This is a genomic window from Stenotrophomonas sp. WZN-1, assembly GCF_002192255.1.
Lineage (GTDB): Bacteria > Pseudomonadota > Gammaproteobacteria > Xanthomonadales > Xanthomonadaceae > Stenotrophomonas.
Window position 1 is genome coordinate 1,121,931 of the sequence record NZ_CP021768.1, and the last position, 20,591, is coordinate 1,142,521.

A 20,591-nucleotide genomic window follows, 5' to 3' on the forward strand; every position below is an offset into this window, starting at 1 on the left:
CGGCGTGGTGCAATGCGCCGATGAACATCGACTCCCTGCTGCACACTCCGAGCCAGGTCATTTCCAGCCTGGACTATCGCCGCGAACGCTGGCGGAATGGACTTGGCTGGACCCGCGAGATCCTGCGCCTGCCCGCGCAGGGTGACGACTGGGCGCTGCGCCTGTCGGTGGCCGAGATCGAGCAGGACGCCGCGTTCTCTGCTTTCCCCGGCGTGGAGCGTGAGCTGGTGTTGCTGCAGGGCAATGGTGTGCGCCTGCGTTTCGAGGACGGCCGTGTGGCCGAGGTGCTGCCGCCGCACGGACGCGTGCGCTTTGCCGGTGAGGAAGCGCTGCACGGCGAACTGGTCGATGGCACCACCCACGACTTCAACCTGATGTGGAAGCGCGAGCTGCTGCAGGCCGAGCTGCTGCATCGGCCGCTGGTGGGGTCGATGTTCTTCTTCTGCGAACCGGGCGTGGCCTGGGCGCTGCATCTGCTGGCCGGTCAGGCGGAGTTTGCTGCCGACAGTGGCCTGCCGGCGCTGCAGGCGGGAGACACCGCGTGGTTGGCGGCGGGTGAGAGGCAACGGCATGCCCTCAGCGGTGGTGGCGAGTTGTTGGCGATGCGGGTCAGCGCGGCGGAGGAATGATGTGTTGGTGCCGGTGGGCACCTTCCACGCATGGCGTGGATCTACGTGCGGTTGCCACCATGCCTGGACACGCCGTTCAGTAGATCCACGCCATGCGTGGATGCGGCCACCGACACCGCGTCATGGTGCGAACCAAGGTTCGCACCCACCAGAATGCAGTTCGCACCCACCAGAACGCGGTTCGCACCCACCAGAAGGCGGTTCGCGCCCGCCAGAAAGCGGTTCGCACCTACCAGGATGCGGCGGCCTCAATACACATCGCGCCGGTAACGACCGGCCAGCAGCAACGCTTCCTTGCCTGCGGTACCCAGCACCTGCTCGAACACTGCATCCACGGCCGGGGCCATGCCCTGCAGGCTGCCGCAGATCAGGATCGTCGCGCCTTCATCGATCCACTGCCGTAGTGTTGCGGCTTCGGCCAGCAGCCGGTCCTGCACGTAGCGATGCGCACCGCCATCGCGGCTGAACACTGCATCCAGCCGCGTCAGCGTGCCGTTGGCCAGCATCGCCTGCAACTCTTCGCCGAAATGGAAGTCGTGCGCGGCCGTGCGCTCGCCGAACAGCAGCCAGGTACGGCGAGCGCCACGCTGGGCACGTTCGTGCAGGTGCGCGCGCAGGCCGGCGATGCCGGTGCCGTTGCCGATCAGCAGCAGCGGTACATCGGCGGGCACGCCATGGAAGTTTTCGTTGCGGCGCAGACGCAGCTGCAGCGGTTCGCCGAGTGCGGCGTGGTCGCACAGCCAACCGCTGCCGATGCCGGGTGTGCCATCGGTGCGCAGCTGGCGACGCAGCAGCAGCTCCACCGCGCCGTCGGCCATCACCGAGGCGATGGAGTATTCGCGATGGGGCAGCGGTTGCAGGGTTGCCAACAACGCGGGCAGATCACCCGGAGGAACCAGCGAGGGCAGATGCGAGCGCTCGATACGGGCCAGCAACGCCTGCCCGTCATCCAGCACGGTGTCCGCATTGAAGCCCTGTGCATCGAGCCAGGCGCGCGCGCTGTGGCGTGGGTGCTGCGGGCCGATCTCGGCGATGTCGCCGGCCTGCCACTGCACATCGACGCCAGGCGGGGGCTGCAGGCGCAACCAGTACACCGGACCACCTGGGCTGCCCGGATTCAGATGCTCGCGTTGCAGCAGCGTCCACGGCTGGTACTCGGCCGGGCTCCAGTCGGGCAGTTCAGTGGCGCCTCCGCCAAGTTGTCCCAGCAACTGCTGCCAATGGCGCAGCGCTGCCGGATCGGCGTTGTCGACCTCGATCGCATCGAACAGCGGATGCGCACCGTGCTGGCGCAGCCAGGTGTCCAGCTGGTGGCCGAATCCGCAGAAGTGGCCATAGCTGCGGTCGCCCAGCGCGAGCACGCCGTACTGCAGATGCTGCAGCGGGGGCGGCGTGGCCATCACCCCGCGCAGGAACGGCAGGGCGTGGTCGGGTGGATCACCCTCACCGGTGGTGCTGGCGATGAACAGCGCGCGCTGGCTGTCGGCCAGCAACGCTGCGTCGACCTCATGCAGGCCGCGCACACGCACCGGCACGCCGGCACCGCGCAGGGCCTCGGCACTGCGTTCGGCCAGTTCGCGGGCAAAGCCGGTCTGGCTCGACCAGACCAGCAGGATCGGAGCGGTATCGCCGGGCGCCGCATCATCGCGCGGACGACTGCGCCACCACAGTGCTGCGCAGGCCAGCGCGTACAGCGCGGTGGCGATGATGGCGATCTGCGATTGCCGTGCCGGCGGTGCGCCCTGCCACCAGGCTTCGCCGAGATGAAGTCGCAGCAGCGCCCAGGCGATCAGCGCCAGTACGACCAGTACAAGTGCGTTGCCGAGCAGCGCGCGCGATGGCCGAGTGCTCATGCGTCCTGCCCGTCGAGCAGGCGCTGGAAGGCGCTGCTGAGGAATTCCTGCGGGCCTTCTGCGGCGCGTTGCAGGTAGCGCGCGGCCAGTCCTTCGCGTTCGGCCAGTGCCATGCCCTGTTCGCGACCCAGCACGGTCAGTGCGGTGGCCCAGGCATCGGCGTGCATGGCGTCGTCGGCCACCACGGTTACTGCCGCGGCGACCTGCCGCACCGGCCTGCCCGTACGCGGGTCTAGGCTGTGGCTGTAGGCCTCGCCATCGGCCTGGTACTGGTGCCAGCGATCGCCGGAGGTGGCCACCGCCTTGCCGTCCAGCGCCAGCACCCGTGGCGGGATATCGGTGTGCGCATCCTCTTCCGGTGCGGATTCCACCAGCACGCGCCACGGCTGGCCGTCCGGTTTGCGGCCGTAGCCGGCCAGTTCGCCGCCGACTTCGATCAGTGCCGCGGCGATGCCCTGTGCGCGCAGCCAAGCGGCGACATGATCGACGCCGAAGCCCTTGGCGATCGCAGAGAGATCCAGTTCCAGCCCGCCCGGTTGCAGCAGCGCATCGTCCTGCCACTGCAGGCGCTGCCAACCGCATCGGTCGCGGGTGGCCTGCAGGGTAGCGTCGTCGGGCTGGCGGCGTTCACCGGCATGTGCACCGAAGCCCCACAGTGCAACCAGCGGGCCGACGGTGGGATCGAAGGCGCCATCACTGGCGGCAGCGATGGCCTGTGCGCAGGCCAGGACGTGGCGCGTTTCGGCGGGCAGCACGCACCATTGGCCGCCGTCGGCGCGGTTGTAGCGGCTCAGGTCCGAACCGCGCTCCCAGGTGCTCATCTGCGCGACCACCTCATCCAGCCGCGCCTGGATGCCGGCATGCAGCGGGTGCAGGTCGCGCTGGCGCGACGCGACCAGCAACACGCTCCAGGTGGTGCCCATGGTGGTGCCACCGAGGCGGGCGATGTCGAGCAGGGAATCGGTCATGGTGATGCGTTGTGGCGGCGATGCCGGGGAATGCCCGGCATCGCGATCCACATTACTGCGGCAGCACTTCCAGGGTGGCGACGTAGCTCAGGCGGCGCTTGGCGGCCTGCTTCACCGACGTCTTGTTGTCCTCGGTGCCGGTCTCCAGCCAGTACATGCCAGCTTCCGGCCAGGTCACCTTGATTTCGCCCTTGGCGTCGCTGGTCAGCTTCAGTTCGTCCTGCGCGTTGCGGTAGCGGGTGGCGCCACGCACGATCTCGAATTCGAGGCCGGCGGTCGGCTTGCCATCGACCAGTACGCGGAAGGTGGATTCCTCGCCAGCGAACAGATCATTCGGGTGGCCGACGGCGACCAGCTCGATGCCACGGTTGGTCGGCTTCAGCGCGGTGTCGTTCGGCGCGCCGTTGGTGACGAAGGTCTCCACGCGGCCGACCGACTGGCTCACTTCCAGCTTCTTCGCGTCCTTGGGCAGTTCACCGAAGGTAGCCACGCTGCCGCGCCAGCGCTTGCGCTCGCCGTTCTGCTCGTAGGTGGCGAACAGGCCGTCATTGACCGACGCGATGCGGTAGGTGCCGGGCTGCTTCAGCTCAACGTCGAATACGCTGCGGTACTTGCCGGTGGCGGCGTTCTGCGGCTGTACGGTGCTGCCATCCGGGGCAGTGATCACCACCGACTCCAGGCGCAGCGGCACGTGGTTGAAGTAGAACAGGTCGTTGGAGACCGCACCGTCGACGGTGATCCACGGCGCGTTGCCGGCGATCACGGTCTGCGAGGGCAGCAGCCAGGCCTTGTGGGCCAGGGCGGAGAAGGGAAGGGCAGCGGCCAGGGCGGCGGCGAGGACGAGCGTGCGCTTCATGCGGAAGACTCCAGTGGATGCGGGGTGATGCGACAAGGGGAAGGGGATTACGACTTCATCCCCTCCGTCCCCTTTTCAGGGTTTGACGGCGAGGGTGACCTGGCCCAGTTCGGTGGCGCCCTGCGCCTTGCCGTTCTGCGCGGTGGTGGCCGGCCAGGTGAAGGGGATCTTCAGCAGTTCACGGCCGCCGACTTCGCGCACCGCTTCCACCACCAGCGTGTAGTTGCCCGGGGCCAGCTGCTTCAGGGCCGGCTGCTTGTCGTTGAACGACAGCGCGTGCTTGCCGGCCGGGCGGGTCGGGCCGGTCACGCCGTCCACCGGCACCTGCAGGGTGCGGCCACTCTTGCGCCACCACTGGCGCAGGTCCGGCAGCCACTTGGTGCCATGGCCTTCGCTGTTGCTGGTCTGCTGGTACCAGACCGACAGGTTGGCCGCGACCTTCTGGTCGGCGCCTTCCAGCCACACCGCTACGTACGGGCGGTGGTACTCGGCCACGTTGAGCTTGGGCACTTCGACGTTGATGTCGAGGGTGGTGGCATAGGCCGGCGAGGTGGCCAGCAGGCCGCTGAGGGCGATGGTCAGGGTGACGCGCATGGGGCGGCTCCGGAAACGAAGGAAAGTCAGTGGATCAGCAGCAGGGCGATCAGCAGCGGGACCATCAGGCCGAGGCCGACCAGCGGCCAGGTCATGCGCCGCTGCCGCGCATGCAGGTGCAGCAGGAACAGGCCGGTGATGCAGAACACCAGGCAGGCCACGGCGAACAGGTCCAGGAACCAGCCCCACGCCGGGCCGGCATTGCGGCCCTTGTGCAGGTCGTTGAGGTAGGACACCGCGCCGCGCGAGGTCGATTCGTACTCCACCGCGCCGGTCTCGCGATCGATGCTCAACCAGGCGTCGCCACCCGGTCGTGGCAGCGACAGGTAGATCTCTTCGGGCGACCACTCGGCCGGGCGTCCACCGATGGCGATGCCCAGCTGCGTGTCCAGCCATTGCCGGGCCGGGCGCGGGATCGGTGCGTTGCCATCTTCGCGCGTGCCCAGCTGGCCGAGCAGATCGGCCGGCAGTTCCAGGTGCTGGTTCTGCACCTCGGGCTTGGCTTCGATCTTCGCGGCATGGTTGAGGGTCAGGCCGGTCACCGCGAACAGCAGCATGCCGATCAGGCACACCGCCGAGCTGATCCAGTGCCACTGGTGCAGCGTACGCAGCCAGAAGCCACGGTTCTGTTGCTGCTGCACGGTGGAAGAGGCAGGACGGCTCACGGCACGGTTCGAGGCGGACGGGGACTGCCCATTACATCATTGATGAGAATAGCTCGCAATTGCGTGTCGTTCTGTATCCCAGAGGAGTTGTCGGCTGCCGGCCAGCGGCCGGCCTACCGCAGGTCGGTAGATCCACGCCATGCGTGGATGAAGCGGTGCCGACCAAGGTTGGCACCCACCAGGGCAGGGCGGTGCCGACCAAGGTTGGCGCCCACCAGGGCAGGGCGGTGCCGACCAAGGTTGGCACCCACCAGGGCAGGGCGGTGCCGACCAAGGTTGGCACCCACCAGGGCAGGGCGGTGCCGACCAAGGTTGGCACCCACCAGGGCAGGGCGGTGCCGACCAAGGTTGGCACCCACCAGAGCAGGGCGGTGCCAACCTAGGTTGGCACCTACCGAAGCAGGGCGGTGCGCGGCGGTCAGAACTTCGCGTTGAGCGAAATCCAGTAGCTGCGGCGCTGGTCCTTGGTCGCGTAGTCGTCCACGCAGTTGAACTCGCTCTGGCTGATCAGCAGGCATGACTGCGAGACGAAGTCCTTGTCGAACAGGTTGTTGACCCGTGCGTTCACGGTCAGCCAGGGCGTGGCCTTCCAGCTGCCACCGAGATGGAAAATGGTGTAGTCCTCGTAGTAGCGGGTGTGGCTGGCACCGTTGGCGTCCAGCAGCGTGTCGCGGTAACGGTCGTAGCGGCCTTCGCCGATCAGAGACAGGCTGATCGCTTCGTTGACCTGCCAGTTGAGGCTGGCGTTGGCCATGTGCCTGGCCGGCATCGTGCCGCTGATCGGAAGGCCCTTCTGCGCGCCGCTGGTCTGTTCGCTCTTGGTCCAGGTGTAGTTGCCACGCAGCTGCAGGCTGTCGAGCAGGTCGACGTGGGCGGCCAGTTCGGCGCCACGGGTCTCGGCCTTGTCGATGTTCACGCTCTGGGTGAAGGTGCTGTAGCCCAGTGCCGCCCAGCCAGGGCCGATGTCCACGCAGTAGCCACTGCCGGCGCGGGCCACTTCGCAGTTCGGGAAAGTGCCGCCGCTGGCGATCTTGTCCTCGAATTTGTTGAAGAAGCCGGTGACATTGAAGCCCCAGCGCTGGCCTTCGTAGTACGCGGCCAGCTCGTAGTTGGTGCTGGTTTCCGGCTTCAGGTTGGGCGAGCCCACCAGCGGCAGCACGCCCTGTCCACCGAAGCCGGTGATGCCCGGGAACAGCTGGTCCGGACGCGGGGTCTTGTAGCCGGTGCTGACGCCACCCTTGAAGGTCCATGCGTCGCTGGCGTTCCACACCAGGTAGCCGCGCGGGCTGACATGGCTGCCGAATACGTTGTGGTCGTCGTAGCGCAGGCCGAAGGTGGCGGTGAGGGTGTCGGTCAGCGCCCAGTTGTCCTCGGCGAACAGTGCCCACATGCGGTGCTTCTGCTTGACGTTGCTGCGATAGCCGGCGCCGTCCATGCCGAACACACCGTCGACCATGTCAGTGTTGTTGTACTGGCCACCCACGGTCAGCTTGTGGGCGCCGAAGTCCAGGTCGAGCATGGTGTCGAGCACGTAGCCTTCCAGCTCCATGGTGCGCAGCGGGCGCGGCAGGAACGCCTGCAGGCGCGCCATCTCGCTCGGGTTCAGGGCAGCCAGGGCGTTGCCGCGGCCGGCCGCACAGTTGTTGGCAGCACCGGTGCGGCGGCAGACGTCATTCCACAGCGTCTGCAGGTTGGCGCGCTCGTCCAGGGTCAGCGGCAGTGAGCGGCCGAGGTTGCTGCTTTTGCTGTGGGTCAGCGAAGTCTGCCAGGTGCCGAAGCTGTAGCGGCCCTGGTGGGTCAGCGACAGCTGGTCGCGCTCGTAGCGCTGGTAGGCGGTGTAACCCACGCGCGGCTGCACCACGCGACGAGTGACGGTGCCGCTGCCGTTCGGGTTGGGAATGACGGCGTTGCCGACGCGCCACAGGCTGGCCAGGCTGTCGAGGGTGCCGGTCTGGCCTTCGCTGTTGTCGAACTTCTGCCGCGACACGTCGTAGTCCAGCCACAGTTCGTGGTCGTCATTGATGCGGAAGTCCAGCCGCACGCCGCTGTTCCAGTTGGTGTTGGCGACCGACTTGCCGCCGCCGCCGAAGCCGATGCTGCGCTCCCACAGGGTGCCATCCGGCAACGGCAGCGCATCCCATTCGGGGTTGGAGGCCTTGGCGTCGTAGTAGCTGCCACGTACCGCCAGGCTGAGGCGATCCTTCAGCAGCGGACCGCTGAGGTACAGGTCGGTGGTGCGTGCATCGCCGAACTGGTCATCCTGCTGCACCGTGAAGCCCTGGGTCAGCGCGCCGTGCCAGCTGTCCTGGTTGCGGCGGGTGATGATGTTGATGACGCCGCCCATCGCGTCCGAGCCGTACAGCGTGGACATCGGCCCACGCACCACTTCGATGCGCTCGATCGCATCCAGCGGCGGCAGGTAGGCGAACTGGCCGCCGCCGAAGTTGTTCGGATAGATCTGGCCGACATTGCTCTGGCGGCGGCCGTCGATCAGCACCAGGGTGTACTCGGACGGCAGGCCGCGCATCGAGACGGTGGCGCGGCCGTTCTTGTCGGTCGCTTCCAGGCCGACATCGATGCCTTCGACGTCGCGCAGCGCGTCGACCAGGCTGGTATACGGGCGCTTGCTCAGTTCCTCGCGGCTGACCACGCTGATGCTGGCCGGGGCATCGATCACCTTCTGTTCGAAGCCGGAAGCGGTGACCACCACCTTGTCCAGCGTCTGCGGCGCGCCGGCGGCGTCACCGTGGGCGAAGGCAGGGCTGGCGAAAGCCGCCAGCACGGCGCTGGTCAGCAGAGTACGGGACAGGGACGAACGGACACGATGGCGCTGGGCCATGGCAGTTACCTCGAAGGATGCAGGGTGGTGCGACGCCGTGCGCGAAGGGCGCGGCAGGTACGGAAGGCCCGGTCAGGGGCGGCAGGGATGAAGCAGGCAGCGGCGTGCAGGCGCGACCACGCGGGCGGTCACGTCGGGCCGTGGATCAGGCGAGCGGCGGCGCCTGGCCGCGTTGCTGGCGACGCCCGGGCGCATCGGCCCAGGGCGTGTCCGGAGCGGCCAGCGGCCAGTCCGGGCGCACGCCGGGCATGGCCGGCGTGGCGGGTACGAGTTCGAGTTCAGTACGCAGCCAGTGGCTGGCCAGCAGCAGGGGTGGGCGTACCTTCTCGGCCGATTTCACCGGAGCAGAGGCGCAGCGGCGCAGCTTGGCCGGGGCCTCTTCCTGCAGGGGCGCTTCGCCTCCGCGCTCTTCCAGCGGCATCTGCACGGCCATTCCGGCGTGGGCCTGTGGCAGCAGTGGCACAGTGCCCAGCAGCAAGGCCAGCATCGCCACCCACGCCAGCAGGCTGGCCAGCGCGGGACGCTGGCCGCGCATGGCGGTACCCATCTTGCGATGGATGAGTGGGCGAGGGCGAAGCGGGCGCAGCAAGCGGGGTCCCCAAGGGTCTGCCGGCAGCGGCCGGCATCAACGGGGCGTGATTGTAATGAGAGCTGTTAGCCGTTGCAAATGAGAATGATTGCCAAAATATCGCTGGCCGGCCAGGTGGGGCTCAGACTTCGCTCCAGCGCCGCAGCAGGTTGTGGTACACGCCGGTCAGCTGCAGCACCGCCTCGGCGTCGCCGCCGGTCTGCCGCAGGCGCTCGATCGAGCCATCCATTTCCCACAGCAGGCGCCGCTGCACGTCGTCGCGGATCATGCTCTGCACCCAGAAGAACGAGGCCACGCGCGCACCGCGGGTGACCGGCCGCACCTGGTGCAGGCTGCTGGACGGATACACGATCAGGTCGCCGGCCGGCAGCTTCACCTCGTGCTCGCCGTAGGTATCGCTGATGACCAGCTCGCCGCCTTCGTACTCGTCCGGATCGGACAGGAACAGTGTGCAGGAGATGTCCGAACGCAGCTGCTCGCCATTGCCCAGGTTCATCACCGCGCCATCGACATGGAAGCCATAGGTGCCGCCACCGCTGTAGCGGTTGAAGCGCGGCGGCAGGTACTTCAGCGGCAGCGCTGCGCTGAAGAACAGCGGGTGCCGGGCCAGCGCGACGAGGATGATCTCGCCGAGTTCGCGGCGCAGCGGCGAGGCCTCGGGCAGCTGCTGGTTGTGCTTTGCCTGTGCGCCCAGATGCCCCACGGTTTCGCGGCCATCGGTCCAGTCGGCGGCGTCGAGGCGGCGACGGAAGTCGGCGACCTGGTCGACGCTGAGAATGTCGGGGATGTGCAGCAGCATGCGGGACTCCTCAGAGGGACGGCGGTGCGACCAGGGCGCGCACCTGTGGATGCGGCGACGCCGCCAGTTCCGGCACGATGTGCGCCATGAACGCTGGGCTGCCGTGCGCCAGTGCGAGCCGCAGCCAGTGCATGGCCTCCTCGAGGTGGCCGGCCTGCAGCAGGATCGAGGCGTAGTTGGCCTGGCCGCGGAAATCACCGGCTTCGGCCGCGCGCTGGTACCAGGCGAGCGCAGCCTGCGGATCGGGTGCGGTATCCAGCCCGTCTTCGAGGTGGCGGGCCAGCAGGTTCATCGATTTGGCGTGGCCCAGGTGCGCGGCACGGGTGTACAGGGCCAGTGCCTGCGCGCGGTCCTGCGGAACGCCGCGGCCGGTGGCCAGCAGGTTGGCCAGGTTGTATAGGCCCCAGTCCAGCCCGGTGTCGGCGGCGCGCCGGTACCACACTGCCGCCAGCGTCGGGTTGGCCGTGGTGCCGTGGCCCAGCTCATGGCAGCGGCCGAGCATGTTCATCGCCATCGGCGCGCCGTTGTTGGCGGCGGTTTCGTACCAGAGCAGCGCGGCCGAGGTGTCCTGCGCGGTGCCTTTGCCTTCCATGTGCATCTGCGCGAGCAGCAGTTGTGCATCGACCTGTCCAGCCTGCGCGGCGTCGCGCACGCGTGCGAACGCGGCCTGCGGATCGTGCTGCAGCAGCTCGGCCAGGGCGTCGGTGTCGATGGGAGTGCGGGTAACCATGGGGTGAGTATCGCCGGAAACAAAAACGGCGGCAGGAGAGCCTGCCGCCGTGGTGGAGCGAAGTTACATCAGAACTTCACGTTCAGTGCCAGGGTGGCCGAACGACCCGGGGCGATGCTCGCGTAGTGCGAGGCATAGGCCTTGGTGAAGTAGGTCTTGTCGGTCAGGTTCTGCACGTTGAGCTGCAGGCTGATGTTGTCCTGGATCGCGTAGCTGGCCATCGCGTCGAAGCGGGTGTAGCTCGGGATCCACTTGGTGTTGGCGACATCACCGTACTGCTTGTCCGCGTAGAACGCACCGGCGCCGATGGTCAGGCCGATCGGGAAGCTGTAGGTGGTCCACAGGTTGGCGCTGTGCTTGGCGGTGTTCGGGAACACGTTGCCGTTGTACGGCGACGGCACGTAGACGTTGGACGGGCAGGTGCGGCCGGACACGGCGCAGACAAAGCCGTTGTCCTTCAGTTCCGAGTCCAGGTAGGTGTAGCCGCCATACAGGCTCCAGGCGTCGGTCAGCTGGCCGGTGAAGCCCAGCTCGAAGCCGTTGATTTCCTTCTTGCCGGCGTTCTGGCTGGTGCCGTTGTCGACGGTCACGCGTGCGTTGTTCATCACGGTGTGGAAGATCGCGGCGGTCAGGTTCAGGCGATTGTCGAACAGGTCCCACTTGGTACCCAGTTCGAGGTTCCTGGTGTCCTGCGGCTTGAGGTCGGCCACGGCGGCGCTCAGGCCGTCCGAACCATCACCACCGTCCATGCCCGGCGGGGTCGAGGAGGTGCCCCACGACAGGTAGATGCTGCCGTTCTCCAGCGGCTTGAAGACGACGCCAGCCTGGTAGTTCAGGAAGTCGTTGTCATTGCGCACGCGGGTCGGTGCCTTGCCGGCCACCGGAGTGGTCAGGGTGGTGCTGTAGTCGTCGTAACGCAGGCCGACGTTGAAGCTCCACTGGGCGTTGAGCTCGATGGTGTCGAACAGATAAGCGGACTTGGTCTTGGTGCGCTGCTCGACGTCCAGTGCCTTGTCGCTGCGGTACACCGAATGGGTGGCCGCCCACGGATCACGCGGGTTCGGATTGGCGAAGTCGGTGCAATTGTAGCCGGTGGCCGCGCCCGTGGTCGGGCACTTGCTGTTGCCGGTGAGCGGGTTGCTGGTGCCCGGGGTCATCAGATAGCTGCCGCGGGTCATCTTCTCGTCGCTGTATTCCACGCCAGCGCTGTAGCTGTGCTTGAGCACGCCGGTCTGGAAGGCACCAGTCAGGCCCAGCTGGTCGGCGAAGCTCTTGACGTCGACGGCGCGGGCGTTGGTACGGCGCCACAGGGTGCCGTAGTTGTTCGGGTTGCCCTGGCTGTCGTCCGGCTGGGTCCACAGGTAGTCGTTGCTGGTGTTGCCCAGGCGCGCGATGTTGCGCAGCTTGTGGCCGCCGAAGTCGTAGCTGGCATCCAGGGTGCTGATGTCGGCGCGGGTACGCTGGAAGTCACGGTCGACCAGGCCGTAGTAGTTGTTGCGGTCCGGCACCATCGGGCGGCCGTCGATCCACTTCGAGGCCGGTGCACCGTTCGGGTTGCCATAGGGGAAGCCACCCGCGTCGGGCAGGTCATCGCTCTGCATGTGGTAGTGGCTGGCGATCAGCTGCGCCGGGCCGTTCAGGCCGAATGCGATCGACGGCGCGATGCCCCAGCGGCTGACATTGGCAGCGTCACGGCCGGGGATGTCCGACTCGTGCTTCATCAGGTTCAGGCGGGCGGCGATGCCATCGCCCAGCACGTAGTTGGCATCCACGGTGCCGCGCGCGTAGCTGTCGGTGCCGATGCCCATGCTGGCGCTGGTCTCGTTCTTCAGCTTCGGCGTCTTGCTCACCAGGTTCAGGCTGCCACCACCGGAATCACGGCCACCGTAGGCCGAGCTCGGGCCCTTGACCACTTCCACCTGCTCCAGGTCGAAGATTTCGCGGGTCTGTGAGCCGACGTCACGCAGGCCGTCGACGAAGATGTTGCTCTGCGAATCGAAGCCACGGATGAAGGGGCGGTCGCCGGTCGGGTTGCCACCTTCGCCGGCACCGAAGGTGATGCCCGGCACCATGCGCAGCGCATCCTGCAGGTTGGTCGCACCGGTTTCGGCGATCAGCTTCTCCGAGACGATCGACACCGACTTCGGGGTGTCCAGCAGTTCTGCGGTGAACTTCGGCGAGGACGGATTGAACCAGCTGCCACGCACCTGCACCCTGTCCAGGTCGGTGGCCTTGCGGGAGGCAGCGTCAGCGCTGTCGGCAGCCTGTGCGGCCAGCGGCGCGAAGCCGGCGGCCAGGGTGGCGGTGGCGAGCAGGGAAACGCGCGGGGCGTGCTTGCGGGACGTGATGTGGGTCATGGCTTGGGGGTAGTGGCTGGGATCGGGAAAGGGCGAGGGCCGAAGCGCAGACAGCGCGACGACACGTAGGGGGGCTTTTGTAGCGCCGAGCCGATGCTCGGCTACGCGGCGGACGACATCAGGCGCACGGCAACGGCCGCAGGGCGCCTCAGCTGGCGTGCGGTGCGGGCGGTGCGGGCGGTGCGTGGCCGGGATTCAACCGCAGTGCGGGATCGCGCAGCTGCCAGCGCAGGGCGTCGGAACGCCACAGCGGGATATGCGCGACCAGGGTGGCGCGCGCGGGGGGCATGCCGGTGCAGGGCGAGGTGCCCTCGCCATCAAGCGGGGGTTCCGGTGCCGGTGCGGCGTACTGCGGGCATTCGTCCGCCGGCGGGGCCGGCAACGGCATGACCTGGCGCAACCCTTCGGCATGTGCCTGCCATCCATGGGCAGTCGGGTCATTGCTGCGTCCTTCGTGCAGCGCCGACCAGCCCAGCAGCAGCGTCAGCAGCACGGCCACAGCCAGTGGCCACCCCTGGCGGGCGAGCTGGCACAACGTGGCAGTGGGCGCGGGCGAAGCCATGGCGCGGGGGGCGGATCGTTACGAAGGTGTTACGCAGGATAACATCAACGATAATGATTCGCATATGCGCAATCAGGCCAGCCAACCGGATGGCCGAAAAGCGCCCTGAAGGGGCGCTCAGTGCGTTCACGTGGACCCACCCTGGGAATGGATGCTTTCCGGAAGGGCGCGCCCCTGCCGGGCGCGCCGCCTCAATCCCGGTCGTCGCGGGTCCAGACGGCGTCGTGCTCGCGCTTCACCGGGAACTTGGGCACCGGGGTATAGGCCGGTGCGCACAGGGCGCGGCCATCGCGCACGTCGAAGCGCGCGCCGTGCAACACGCACTCCACGCTGCCTTCGGCGGTGTTGAACTCGCCCGAGGACAGCTCGAACTCCTCATGCGTGCACTGGTCTTCCAGCGCATACAGCTCGCCGTCGAGGTTGAACACCACGATCGGCGTGCCGGTCACTTCGTCGAACACGCTCTTCATTTCACCCGGCAGCAGCTCATTGCCGGCACAGACAAAGGTCCAGGTATCGCTCACGCGGCTGCTCCGGCCAGCGATTTCTCCAGGATCTCGAAGCGCAGGTCGTCGCGCTTGGGGATGCCGAAGCGTTCGTCGCCATACGGGAACGGCTTCTTGATGCCGGTGCGCTGGTAGCCACGGCGCTCGTAGAAGGCGATCAGTTCGTCGCGCACGTCGATCACCGTCATCTGCATCACCGGCACCTTCCATTCGCGTGCGGCGTGTGCTTCGGCGGCGTCCATCATCTGCTTGCCGACGCCGCCGCCCTGCTGGGCCGGGTCGACCGAGAACATGCCGAAGTAGCCCTTGCCGCCGACATCGGCGACGTGGGCGCAGGCCACCAGCTGGCCCTCGCGCTCGGCCAGCAGGATGGTGGAGCGCGGGCGGTCGAGGTCGGCCTGGATGCCTTCGGCGTCGATGCGGGCGCCATCCAGCAGGTCGGCTTCGGTGGTCCAGCCGACGCGGCTGGCGTCGCCGCGGTAGGCCGAGGTGACGAGGGCGATCAGGGCGGGGATGTCAGCCGGCGTGGCGGCGCGCAAGGTCAGGGTGGTCATGGCCCCATTCTAGGTGGGGCGGGGGCGGGCGCAAATGGGGGAGGGGTCTGGGGGAGGGGTCAGATCCCTTTGTGCAGCAAAGGGCTCTGACTCTTCAGCCCTAGGAAACGCTCATGCCACGCCCCCGAAGGATCGATGCGCCCGGATACCCGCAACATGCCGTTCAACGTGGCAACAATCGCCAGCCCGTGTTCTTCACGAATGACGACCGCGTGGCCTACCTGCGTCTGCTGTGTCATCACGCAGACCAGCAGCACTGCCGGGTTCACGCTTATGTGCTTATGGACGATCACGTCCATCTTCTGGCAACGCCTGATGTCTGCGGCGGGCTGTCACGGATGATGCAGGCGGTGAGCCGGACCTACGTACGTCGGGTGAATGATCGGCAGGGCCGCACCGGCACGTTATGGGAAGGCCGCTTCCACTCCACGCTGGTGGATACGGACCGCTATCTGCTGGCCTGCCAGCGCTACATCGAGCTCAACCCGGTCCGGGCGGAGAAGGTGGCGCATCCTGGTGACTATCGCTGGTCGAGCTATCGCGCGAATGCGCAGGGCAGGGTGAACGCATTGCTCGTGCCGCATCCGGCCTTTGAGTTGATTGCCACCGATGTCGATGAGCGGCGCAGGTGCTACGCCGAGTTCATCGAGCAGGGTATCCCTGCGCAGGATCTCTCTTCGATACGGAAGGCGGTGCAATCGCAGCGACGGATGGCGGCAACGTTGATGGGGTCAGAGCCCTTTCGCGGGGTGAAAGGGATCTGACCCCGGTCTGCGGGCTCACCCCAGCAGCTTGCGGACCTTGGTCAGCGCAGTCATGAACCGCTCGATCTCGGCGTGCGTGTTGTAGAACGCCAGCGAGGCACGGCAGGTGGCGGCGACGCCGAAGTACTGCAGCAGCGGGTGCGCGCAGTGCTGGCCCGAGCGCACCGCCACGCCTTCCAGGTCGAGCAGGGTCGCCAGGTCGTGGGCATGCGCGCCATCGATCAGGAACGAGACCACGGCCGCCTTCTCCGGCGCTTCGCCGATGATGCGCAGGCCGTCGACGCGGCGCAGCTCCTCGGTGAAATGCGCCAGCAGTTCGGCTTCGCGCGCTTCCACGTTCTCCTGGCCAAGCTGCTGCAGATAGTCGGCAGCCACGCCCAGGCCGATGAAACCGGCGATGTTCGGGGTGCCGGCTTCGAACTTGTGCGGGGCATCGTTGAACACGGTGCCGTCGAAGCTGACTTCCTTGATCATCTCGCCGCCACCGAGGAACGGCGGCATCGCGTCCAGGTGCTCGCGGCGTGCCCACAGTGCGCCGGTACCGGTCGGCCCGCACATCTTGTGGCCGGTGATGGCGTAGAAGTCGCAGCCGATCGCGGCGACGTCGACCTTGCGGTGCGGCACGGCTTGCGAGCCATCGACCACGGTGATGATGTCGCGCTTGCGCGCTTCACGGCAGATCTCGCGCACCGGATTGACCGTGCCCAGCACGTTGGAGACATGGGTGACCGCCAGCAGCTTGACCTCCGGGGTCATGGCCGCGCGCAGCGCATCCAGGTCCAGCGCACCATCGGGGGTGATCTCGGCCACGCGGATGGTGGCGCCGGTACGCTGCGCGACCAGCTGCCACGGCACGATGTTGGCGTGGTGCTCCATGCGCGTGATCAGGATCACGTCACCGGCCTTCAGCCGTGGCAGTGCCCACGAGTAGGCCACCAGGTTGATGGCGAAGGTGGTGCCGCTGCACAGCACCAGGTCGCTGGGGCGCACGTTGAGGAAGCGCGCCAGCTTGTTGCGCGCACCTTCGTAGGCATCGGTCGCTTCGCTGCCCAGTGCATGCACCGCGCGGCTGACGTTGGCGTTGTAGCGGCGGTAGAACTCGTCCACCGCGCCGATCACCTGCACCGGCTTCTGGCCGGTGTTGGCGTTGTCGAAATAGACCAGCGGCTTGCCATGCACTTCACGCATCAGCAGCGGGAAGTCGAGGCGGACGCGGTCCCAGTCGGGGGCGCCGGTGCGTTCTTCGATCGGGCGCGGCGTGGACAGGTTCATGCCACACCCGCCTCGGCCAGGGCCTTGTCCAGGCGGCGTGCCAGCTGCGCACGCAGCGCATCGGGCAGGATCTTCAGCGGTTCATGGCAGAACGCAGCGCTCAGCAGTGCCTGCGCCTGGACCTGCGGCAGGCCGCGCGAGCGCAGGTAGAACAGCGCGTTGGCATCGAGCTGGCCGACGGTGGCACCGTGCGCGGCCTTCACTTCATCAGCGTCGATCACCAGCGTCGGCTGGGTGTCGATCTCGGCATCGGCCGACAGCAGCAGGTTCTTGTTGGACAGGTTCGCGTCGGTGCCGTCGGCGCCTTCGCGGATCTGGATGCCACCATGGAACACCACGCGGCTGCGGTTGGCGGCGACGCCGCGCCACAGCAGTTCGCAGCTGGTATCGCGTGCGATGTGGTCGATGCCCAGGCGGGTTTCGACGTGGCGACGGCCATTGCCGAGCAGCACGCCGTTGGCGGTCAGCTGGGCGTTGTCGCCTTCCAGGCGCACGTTCAGTTCATGGCGGCTGAGCGCGGCGCCCAGCTCCAGGTCCACGCGGTGGTACTGCGCATCCCGGGCGAGCACTGCGTCGGTACGCAGGAAGCTGGTCTGGCGCGTGCTGCCGGCCTGCACGCGGGCGTGCTTGAGCACCGCATCACGAGCGACGTGGGCGTGCAGCACTGTGTTGTCCAGGTGGGCCGAATCGCCCACGCTGAAGCGGTGCTCGACCACGCCGAGGCTGGCGCCGGCACGCAGTTCGATCAGGTGGCGGTGATGCCAGGCCAGGTCGGTCTCGCCGGCCACGCTGGCGAACACCAGCTGCAGCGGTGCTTCGACCTGCACGCCTTCGTCCACGCGCAGCACCACGCCTTCGTCGGCCAGTGCGGCGTTGAGGCGGGCGAAGACTTCTTCACTGCGCTCATAGCGGCGGCCGAGGAAACGCACGGCGTCTTCACCGGCGGCCAGCGCTGCCGACAACGGCTGCAGCTGCACGCCGGCCGGCAGCGCCTGCACATCGCTCAGCGCGGCGTCCAGGCGGCCGTTGACGAACACCAGGCGCGGTGCCGGGACGTCTTCCAGCAGCGCGGGGTCCAGCGCCGGGCCCTGCAACGGTGCTGCAGCGAACGAACGGCGTTCCAGCTGGCGCAGCGAGGTGTACTTCCAGGCTTCGTTGCGGGCGGCCGGCAGGCCGTCGCGCAGGGCCGCATCCAGCACTTCGCGGCGCGCATCGCTGCCGCAGAAGGCCTGGGCCATCGAATCAAGCAGGGCGCTCATCAGACCGCCGCCTCGGGCACGACCCGGTCCTTCAGGAAATCGTAGCCGTGTGCTTCCAGCTCCAGCGCCAGTTCCGGGCCGCCGCTCTTGACGATGCGGCCATCGGCCAGCACGTGCACCACGTCCGGCTTGATGTAGTCCAGCAGGCGCTGGTAGTGGGTGATGACCAGGAACGAGCGGTCGGCACCGCGCAGCGCATTGACGCCGTCGGCCACGCTCTTCAGCGCGTCGATGTCCAGGCCCGAGTCGGTCTCGTCCAGGATCGCCAGCTTCGGTTCCAGCACGGCCAGCTGGAAGATCTCGTTGCGCTTCTTCTCGCCACCGGAGAAGCCTTCGTTGACGCCACGGTGCAGCAGTTCGTCCTTCAGGTGCAGCACGGCCAGTTTCTGGCGCACCAGCTTGAGGAACTGCATGGAATCGAGTTCGTCCTCGCCACGCGCCTTGCGCTGGGCGTTCAGCGCGGCGCGCAGGAAGTAGGTGTTGTTCACGCCCGGGATCTCCACCGGGTACTGGAACGCCAGGAACAGGCCGGCGGCGGCACGCGCTTCCGGGCCCTGCTCCAGCAGGTCGACGCCGTCGAACTGCACGCTGCCTTCGGTCACTTCGTAGCCGTCGCGGCCGGCCAGGACATTGCCCAGGGTGGACTTGCCGGCGCCGTTCGGGCCCATGATGGCGTGCACCTGGCCGGGCTTCACATCCAGCGACAGGCCCTTGAGGATTTCCTTGTCGCCGATGCGGGCGTGGAGGTTTTCGATCTTCAGCATGGTGGGGTTTCCGTGGGGCGGGCCAGGCCCGCCGGTAAAGAGAATGCGTTTGCGAGGGGCAGGGGCGGGCGGTCAGCCCACCGAACCTTCCAGCGAGACTTCCAGCAGCTTCTTGGCTTCCACCGCGAACTCCATCGGCAGTTCGCGGAACACCTGCTTGCAGAAGCCGTCGACGATCAGCGATACCGCGTCTTCCTGGCTGATGCCACGGGCGCGGCAGTAGAACAGCTGGTCATCGGAGATCTTGGAGGTGGTCGCTTCGTGCTCGACGGTGGCGCCCGGGTTCTTCACCTCGATGTAGGGGAAGGTGTGCGCGCCGCACTGCTTGCCGATCAGCAGCGAATCGCACTGGGTGTAGTTGCGCGCGCCGTCGGCGTTGCGGTCGACCTTGACCAGGCCGCGGTAGGTGTTCTGGCCGCGGCCGGCGCTGATGCCCTTGCTGACGATCTTGCTCTTGGTGCGCTTGCCGACGTGGATCATCTTGGTGCCGGTGTCGGCCTGCTGGCGGTGATGGGTCAGCGCGACGGAGTGGAATTCACCCACCGAGTCGTCGCCCAGCAGCACGCAGGACGGATACTTCCAGGTGATCGCCGATCCGGTCTCGACCTGGGTCCATGTGACCTTGCTGCGCGCGCCACGGCATTCGGCACGCTTGGTGACGAAGTTGTAGATGCCGCCGACGCCGTTCTCGTCGCCCGGGTACCAGTTCTGCACCGTGGAGTACTTGATCTCGGCATCTTCCAGCGCGACCAGCTCGACCACCGCGGCGTGCAGCTGGTTCTCATCGCGCATCGGCGCGGTGCAGCCTTCCAGGTAGGAGACGTAGGCCTTGTCCTCGCACACGATCAGGGTGCGCTCGAACTGGCCGGTGTGGCCGGCATTGATGCGGAAGTAGGTGCTCAGTTCCATCGGGCAGCGCACGCCCTTGGGAATGAACACGAAGCTGCCATCGGAGAACACCGCCGAGTTGAGCGCGGCGAAGTAGTTGTCACCGACCGGCACCACGGTGCCCAGGTACTGGCGCACCAGCTCCGGGTGTTCCTTGATGGCCTCGGACATCGAGCAGAAGATCACGCCCTTCTCGGCCAGTTCCTTGCGGAAGGTGGTGCCCACGGACACCGAGTCGAACACCGCATCCACCGCCACGCCGGCCAGCTTGGCGCGCTCGTGCAGCGGCACGCCCAGCTTGTCGTAGGTGTCGAGCAGTTCCTTTGGCACGTCATCCAGCGAGGCGTACTTCGGGCCCTTCGGCGCGGAGTAGTAGCTGAGCGCCTGCAGGTCGATCGGGGCGATCTCCAGCTTGGCCCAGTCGGGCATCGGCATGGTCAGGAAGTGGCGGTAGGCATCCAGGCGCCACTGCGTCATCCACTCCGGCTCGTCCTTCTTGGCCGACAGGGCACGGATGGTGTCCTCGTCCAGGCCCGGCGGCAGGGAGTCCGATTCGATCTCGGTGATGAAGCCGGCCGAATACTTGCGGCCGAGCTGCTCGTGGATCTCGCGGTTGGGGGTGTCGTCGTGGGCGACGTTTTCGATGGTTTCGGTGGCCATGGGGGGCTGCCTACGGATCAGGAGACGACGTCGACAGCGATGGTGCGGCGCTGTTCGTCATCGGCAAGGGGGAGAGGGGGCAGGATCTGGGCGAGGGTGACATCGCGCAGGGCCTCGGAGACCACGTCGTTGATCAGCCGCCAGCTGCTGCGCGCACCGCACTTGGGCGCCATGCCGCACTGGTGGTGGTCGTGGCTGCATTCGGTCAGGGCCAGTGGCCCTTCCATTGCTTCGACCACTTCGAACAGCGAGATCTCGATGGCCGGGCGGGTCAGCCGGTAGCCGCCACGGACGCCGCGCAGGCCTTCGACCAGGCCGGCCTGGGCCAGTGGTTTGAGCACCTTGCTGACGGTGGGCGGCTCCAGACCGGTGAATTCAGCCAGCTCGGTGGCACTGAGCACCTCGCCCGGACGGGCGGCGAGCACGGTCAGTACGACGGTGGCGTAATCGGTGAGTTTGGTGACGCGCAACATGGGGATGCGA

The 20,591-nt window shown here is 67.3% G+C and carries 22 protein-coding genes; 3 read left to right on the top strand and 19 right to left on the bottom strand.

What is annotated here, in order from left to right:
* Nucleotides 1-20: 20 nt before the first annotated feature.
* Complete coding sequence (locus CCR98_RS05270) at nucleotides 21-629, top strand: HutD family protein (protein WP_087921772.1); 609 nt, start codon at nucleotides 21-23, stop codon at nucleotides 627-629.
* A gap of 248 nt (nucleotides 630-877) precedes the next feature.
* On the opposite strand, the gene CCR98_RS05275 is transcribed toward CCR98_RS05270, so the two are convergent.
* From CCR98_RS05275 to CCR98_RS05295, 5 genes are all read right to left on the bottom strand, one after another.
* Nucleotides 878-2,482, bottom strand: a complete 1,605-nt coding sequence (locus tag CCR98_RS05275) for a sulfite reductase subunit alpha (RefSeq protein WP_087921773.1) — start codon at nucleotides 2,480-2,482, stop codon at nucleotides 878-880.
* On the bottom strand, nucleotides 2,479-3,450 hold the full coding sequence (locus CCR98_RS05280) for an FAD:protein FMN transferase (protein ID WP_087924147.1): 972 nt from the start codon (nucleotides 3,448-3,450) through the stop codon (nucleotides 2,479-2,481). Before CCR98_RS05280 ends, CCR98_RS05275 begins: the two co-directional genes overlap by 4 nt.
* A gap of 52 nt (nucleotides 3,451-3,502) precedes the next feature.
* Nucleotides 3,503-4,306 (bottom strand): DUF4198 domain-containing protein, encoded by an 804-nt coding sequence (locus CCR98_RS05285; protein ID WP_087921774.1) that lies wholly within the window; start codon nucleotides 4,304-4,306, stop codon nucleotides 3,503-3,505.
* A gap of 75 nt (nucleotides 4,307-4,381) precedes the next feature.
* Nucleotides 4,382-4,900, bottom strand: coding sequence for a DUF2271 domain-containing protein (locus tag CCR98_RS05290; RefSeq protein ID WP_087921775.1), 519 nt, complete (start codon nucleotides 4,898-4,900; stop codon nucleotides 4,382-4,384).
* A gap of 26 nt (nucleotides 4,901-4,926) precedes the next feature.
* Nucleotides 4,927-5,565 carry a PepSY-associated TM helix domain-containing protein gene (locus CCR98_RS05295; protein ID WP_087921776.1) on the bottom strand — a complete coding sequence of 213 codons (639 nt, stop codon included), beginning with the start codon at nucleotides 5,563-5,565 and terminating at the stop codon, nucleotides 4,927-4,929.
* 155 nt (nucleotides 5,566-5,720) lie between these two features.
* Here CCR98_RS05295 and CCR98_RS05300 point away from each other — a divergent pair, with 155 nt between their 5' ends.
* The gene (locus tag CCR98_RS05300) at nucleotides 5,721-5,948 is read left to right on the top strand and encodes a hypothetical protein (RefSeq protein ID WP_087921777.1); all 228 of its coding nucleotides are present in this window, start codon (nucleotides 5,721-5,723) and stop codon (nucleotides 5,946-5,948) included.
* 35 nt (nucleotides 5,949-5,983) lie between these two features.
* On the opposite strand, the gene CCR98_RS05305 is transcribed toward CCR98_RS05300, so the two are convergent.
* From CCR98_RS05305 to CCR98_RS21265, 9 genes are all read right to left on the bottom strand, one after another.
* Nucleotides 5,984-8,404, bottom strand: coding sequence for a TonB-dependent receptor (locus CCR98_RS05305; protein WP_087921778.1), 2,421 nt, complete (start codon nucleotides 8,402-8,404; stop codon nucleotides 5,984-5,986).
* 145 nt (nucleotides 8,405-8,549) lie between these two features.
* Nucleotides 8,550-8,951: a hypothetical protein gene (locus tag CCR98_RS05310; protein ID WP_087921779.1), complete on the bottom strand. Its 402-nt coding sequence runs from the start codon at nucleotides 8,949-8,951 to the stop codon at nucleotides 8,550-8,552.
* A gap of 163 nt (nucleotides 8,952-9,114) precedes the next feature.
* A complete protein-coding gene (locus tag CCR98_RS05315; protein ID WP_087921780.1) occupies nucleotides 9,115-9,792 on the bottom strand; it encodes a Fe2+-dependent dioxygenase in 678 nt (225 codons plus the stop codon).
* A 10-nt stretch (nucleotides 9,793-9,802) separates the two neighbouring features.
* A complete protein-coding gene (locus CCR98_RS05320; protein WP_087921781.1) occupies nucleotides 9,803-10,522 on the bottom strand; it encodes a tetratricopeptide repeat protein in 720 nt (239 codons plus the stop codon).
* A gap of 68 nt (nucleotides 10,523-10,590) precedes the next feature.
* Entirely contained in the window at nucleotides 10,591-12,879 is a 2,289-nt protein-coding gene (locus tag CCR98_RS05325; RefSeq protein WP_087921782.1) for a TonB-dependent siderophore receptor, read from the bottom strand.
* 148 nt (nucleotides 12,880-13,027) lie between these two features.
* Nucleotides 13,028-13,441, bottom strand: coding sequence for a hypothetical protein (locus tag CCR98_RS05330; protein ID WP_087921783.1), 414 nt, complete (start codon nucleotides 13,439-13,441; stop codon nucleotides 13,028-13,030).
* 191 nt (nucleotides 13,442-13,632) lie between these two features.
* Entirely contained in the window at nucleotides 13,633-13,965 is a 333-nt protein-coding gene (locus CCR98_RS05335) for a non-heme iron oxygenase ferredoxin subunit (protein WP_061479221.1), read from the bottom strand.
* Nucleotides 13,962-14,501: a GNAT family N-acetyltransferase gene (locus CCR98_RS05340; protein WP_087921784.1), complete on the bottom strand. Its 540-nt coding sequence runs from the start codon at nucleotides 14,499-14,501 to the stop codon at nucleotides 13,962-13,964. The genes CCR98_RS05335 and CCR98_RS05340 overlap by 4 nt, the downstream gene beginning before the upstream one ends.
* Before the next feature lie 59 nt (nucleotides 14,502-14,560).
* Complete coding sequence (locus tag CCR98_RS21265; RefSeq protein ID WP_232463133.1) at nucleotides 14,561-14,800, bottom strand: hypothetical protein; 240 nt, start codon at nucleotides 14,798-14,800, stop codon at nucleotides 14,561-14,563.
* Between CCR98_RS21265 and CCR98_RS05345 the strand changes: the two genes are divergently transcribed.
* Complete coding sequence (locus CCR98_RS05345; protein ID WP_332455001.1) at nucleotides 14,690-15,265, top strand: transposase; 576 nt, start codon at nucleotides 14,690-14,692, stop codon at nucleotides 15,263-15,265. The two genes, CCR98_RS21265 and CCR98_RS05345, sit on opposite strands and share 111 nt — an antisense overlap.
* Nucleotides 15,266-15,280: 15 nt before the next feature.
* Here CCR98_RS05345 and CCR98_RS05350 read toward each other — a convergent pair whose 3' ends face one another.
* The 5 genes from CCR98_RS05350 to CCR98_RS05370 all read right to left on the bottom strand — a co-directional run bounded on the left by CCR98_RS05350 (nucleotide 15,281) and on the right by CCR98_RS05370 (nucleotide 20,581).
* Entirely contained in the window at nucleotides 15,281-16,537 is a 1,257-nt protein-coding gene (locus tag CCR98_RS05350) for a cysteine desulfurase (RefSeq protein WP_087921786.1), read from the bottom strand.
* The gene (gene sufD / locus CCR98_RS05355) at nucleotides 16,534-17,796 is read right to left on the bottom strand and encodes a Fe-S cluster assembly protein SufD (RefSeq protein ID WP_087921787.1); all 1,263 of its coding nucleotides are present in this window, start codon (nucleotides 17,794-17,796) and stop codon (nucleotides 16,534-16,536) included. Before sufD ends, CCR98_RS05350 begins: the two co-directional genes overlap by 4 nt.
* Nucleotides 17,796-18,560, bottom strand: coding sequence for a Fe-S cluster assembly ATPase SufC (sufC, locus tag CCR98_RS05360; RefSeq protein ID WP_087921788.1), 765 nt, complete (start codon nucleotides 18,558-18,560; stop codon nucleotides 17,796-17,798). The genes sufD and sufC overlap by 1 nt, the downstream gene beginning before the upstream one ends.
* A gap of 72 nt (nucleotides 18,561-18,632) precedes the next feature.
* A complete protein-coding gene (gene sufB, locus CCR98_RS05365; protein ID WP_014036280.1) occupies nucleotides 18,633-20,108 on the bottom strand; it encodes a Fe-S cluster assembly protein SufB in 1,476 nt (491 codons plus the stop codon).
* 17 nt (nucleotides 20,109-20,125) lie between these two features.
* Complete coding sequence (locus tag CCR98_RS05370) at nucleotides 20,126-20,581, bottom strand: SUF system Fe-S cluster assembly regulator (protein WP_005408436.1); 456 nt, start codon at nucleotides 20,579-20,581, stop codon at nucleotides 20,126-20,128.
* Nucleotides 20,582-20,591: the final 10 nt, after the last annotated feature.

Coding starts and splice junctions, on each gene's coding strand:
- CCR98_RS05270 (WP_087921772.1), top strand. CDS start 21: ATGAACATCGACTCCCTGCTGCACACTCCGAGCCAGGTCATTTCCAGC.
- CCR98_RS05275 (WP_087921773.1), bottom strand. CDS start 2,482: ATGAGCACTCGGCCATCGCGCGCGCTGCTCGGCAACGCACTTGTACTG.
- CCR98_RS05280 (WP_087924147.1), bottom strand. CDS start 3,450: ATGACCGATTCCCTGCTCGACATCGCCCGCCTCGGTGGCACCACCATG.
- CCR98_RS05285 (WP_087921774.1), bottom strand. CDS start 4,306: ATGAAGCGCACGCTCGTCCTCGCCGCCGCCCTGGCCGCTGCCCTTCCC.
- CCR98_RS05290 (WP_087921775.1), bottom strand. CDS start 4,900: ATGCGCGTCACCCTGACCATCGCCCTCAGCGGCCTGCTGGCCACCTCG.
- CCR98_RS05305 (WP_087921778.1), bottom strand. CDS start 8,404: ATGGCCCAGCGCCATCGTGTCCGTTCGTCCCTGTCCCGTACTCTGCTG.
- CCR98_RS05310 (WP_087921779.1), bottom strand. CDS start 8,951: ATGGGTACCGCCATGCGCGGCCAGCGTCCCGCGCTGGCCAGCCTGCTG.
- CCR98_RS05315 (WP_087921780.1), bottom strand. CDS start 9,792: ATGCTGCTGCACATCCCCGACATTCTCAGCGTCGACCAGGTCGCCGAC.
- CCR98_RS05320 (WP_087921781.1), bottom strand. CDS start 10,522: ATGGTTACCCGCACTCCCATCGACACCGACGCCCTGGCCGAGCTGCTG.
- CCR98_RS05325 (WP_087921782.1), bottom strand. CDS start 12,879: ATGACCCACATCACGTCCCGCAAGCACGCCCCGCGCGTTTCCCTGCTC.
- CCR98_RS05330 (WP_087921783.1), bottom strand. CDS start 13,441: ATGGCTTCGCCCGCGCCCACTGCCACGTTGTGCCAGCTCGCCCGCCAG.
- CCR98_RS05340 (WP_087921784.1), bottom strand. CDS start 14,501: ATGACCACCCTGACCTTGCGCGCCGCCACGCCGGCTGACATCCCCGCC.
- CCR98_RS21265 (WP_232463133.1), bottom strand. CDS start 14,800: ATGGACGTGATCGTCCATAAGCACATAAGCGTGAACCCGGCAGTGCTG.
- CCR98_RS05350 (WP_087921786.1), bottom strand. CDS start 16,537: ATGAACCTGTCCACGCCGCGCCCGATCGAAGAACGCACCGGCGCCCCC.
- sufD (WP_087921787.1), bottom strand. CDS start 17,796: ATGAGCGCCCTGCTTGATTCGATGGCCCAGGCCTTCTGCGGCAGCGAT.
- sufC (WP_087921788.1), bottom strand. CDS start 18,560: ATGCTGAAGATCGAAAACCTCCACGCCCGCATCGGCGACAAGGAAATC.
- sufB (WP_014036280.1), bottom strand. CDS start 20,108: ATGGCCACCGAAACCATCGAAAACGTCGCCCACGACGACACCCCCAAC.
- CCR98_RS05370 (WP_005408436.1), bottom strand. CDS start 20,581: ATGTTGCGCGTCACCAAACTCACCGATTACGCCACCGTCGTACTGACC.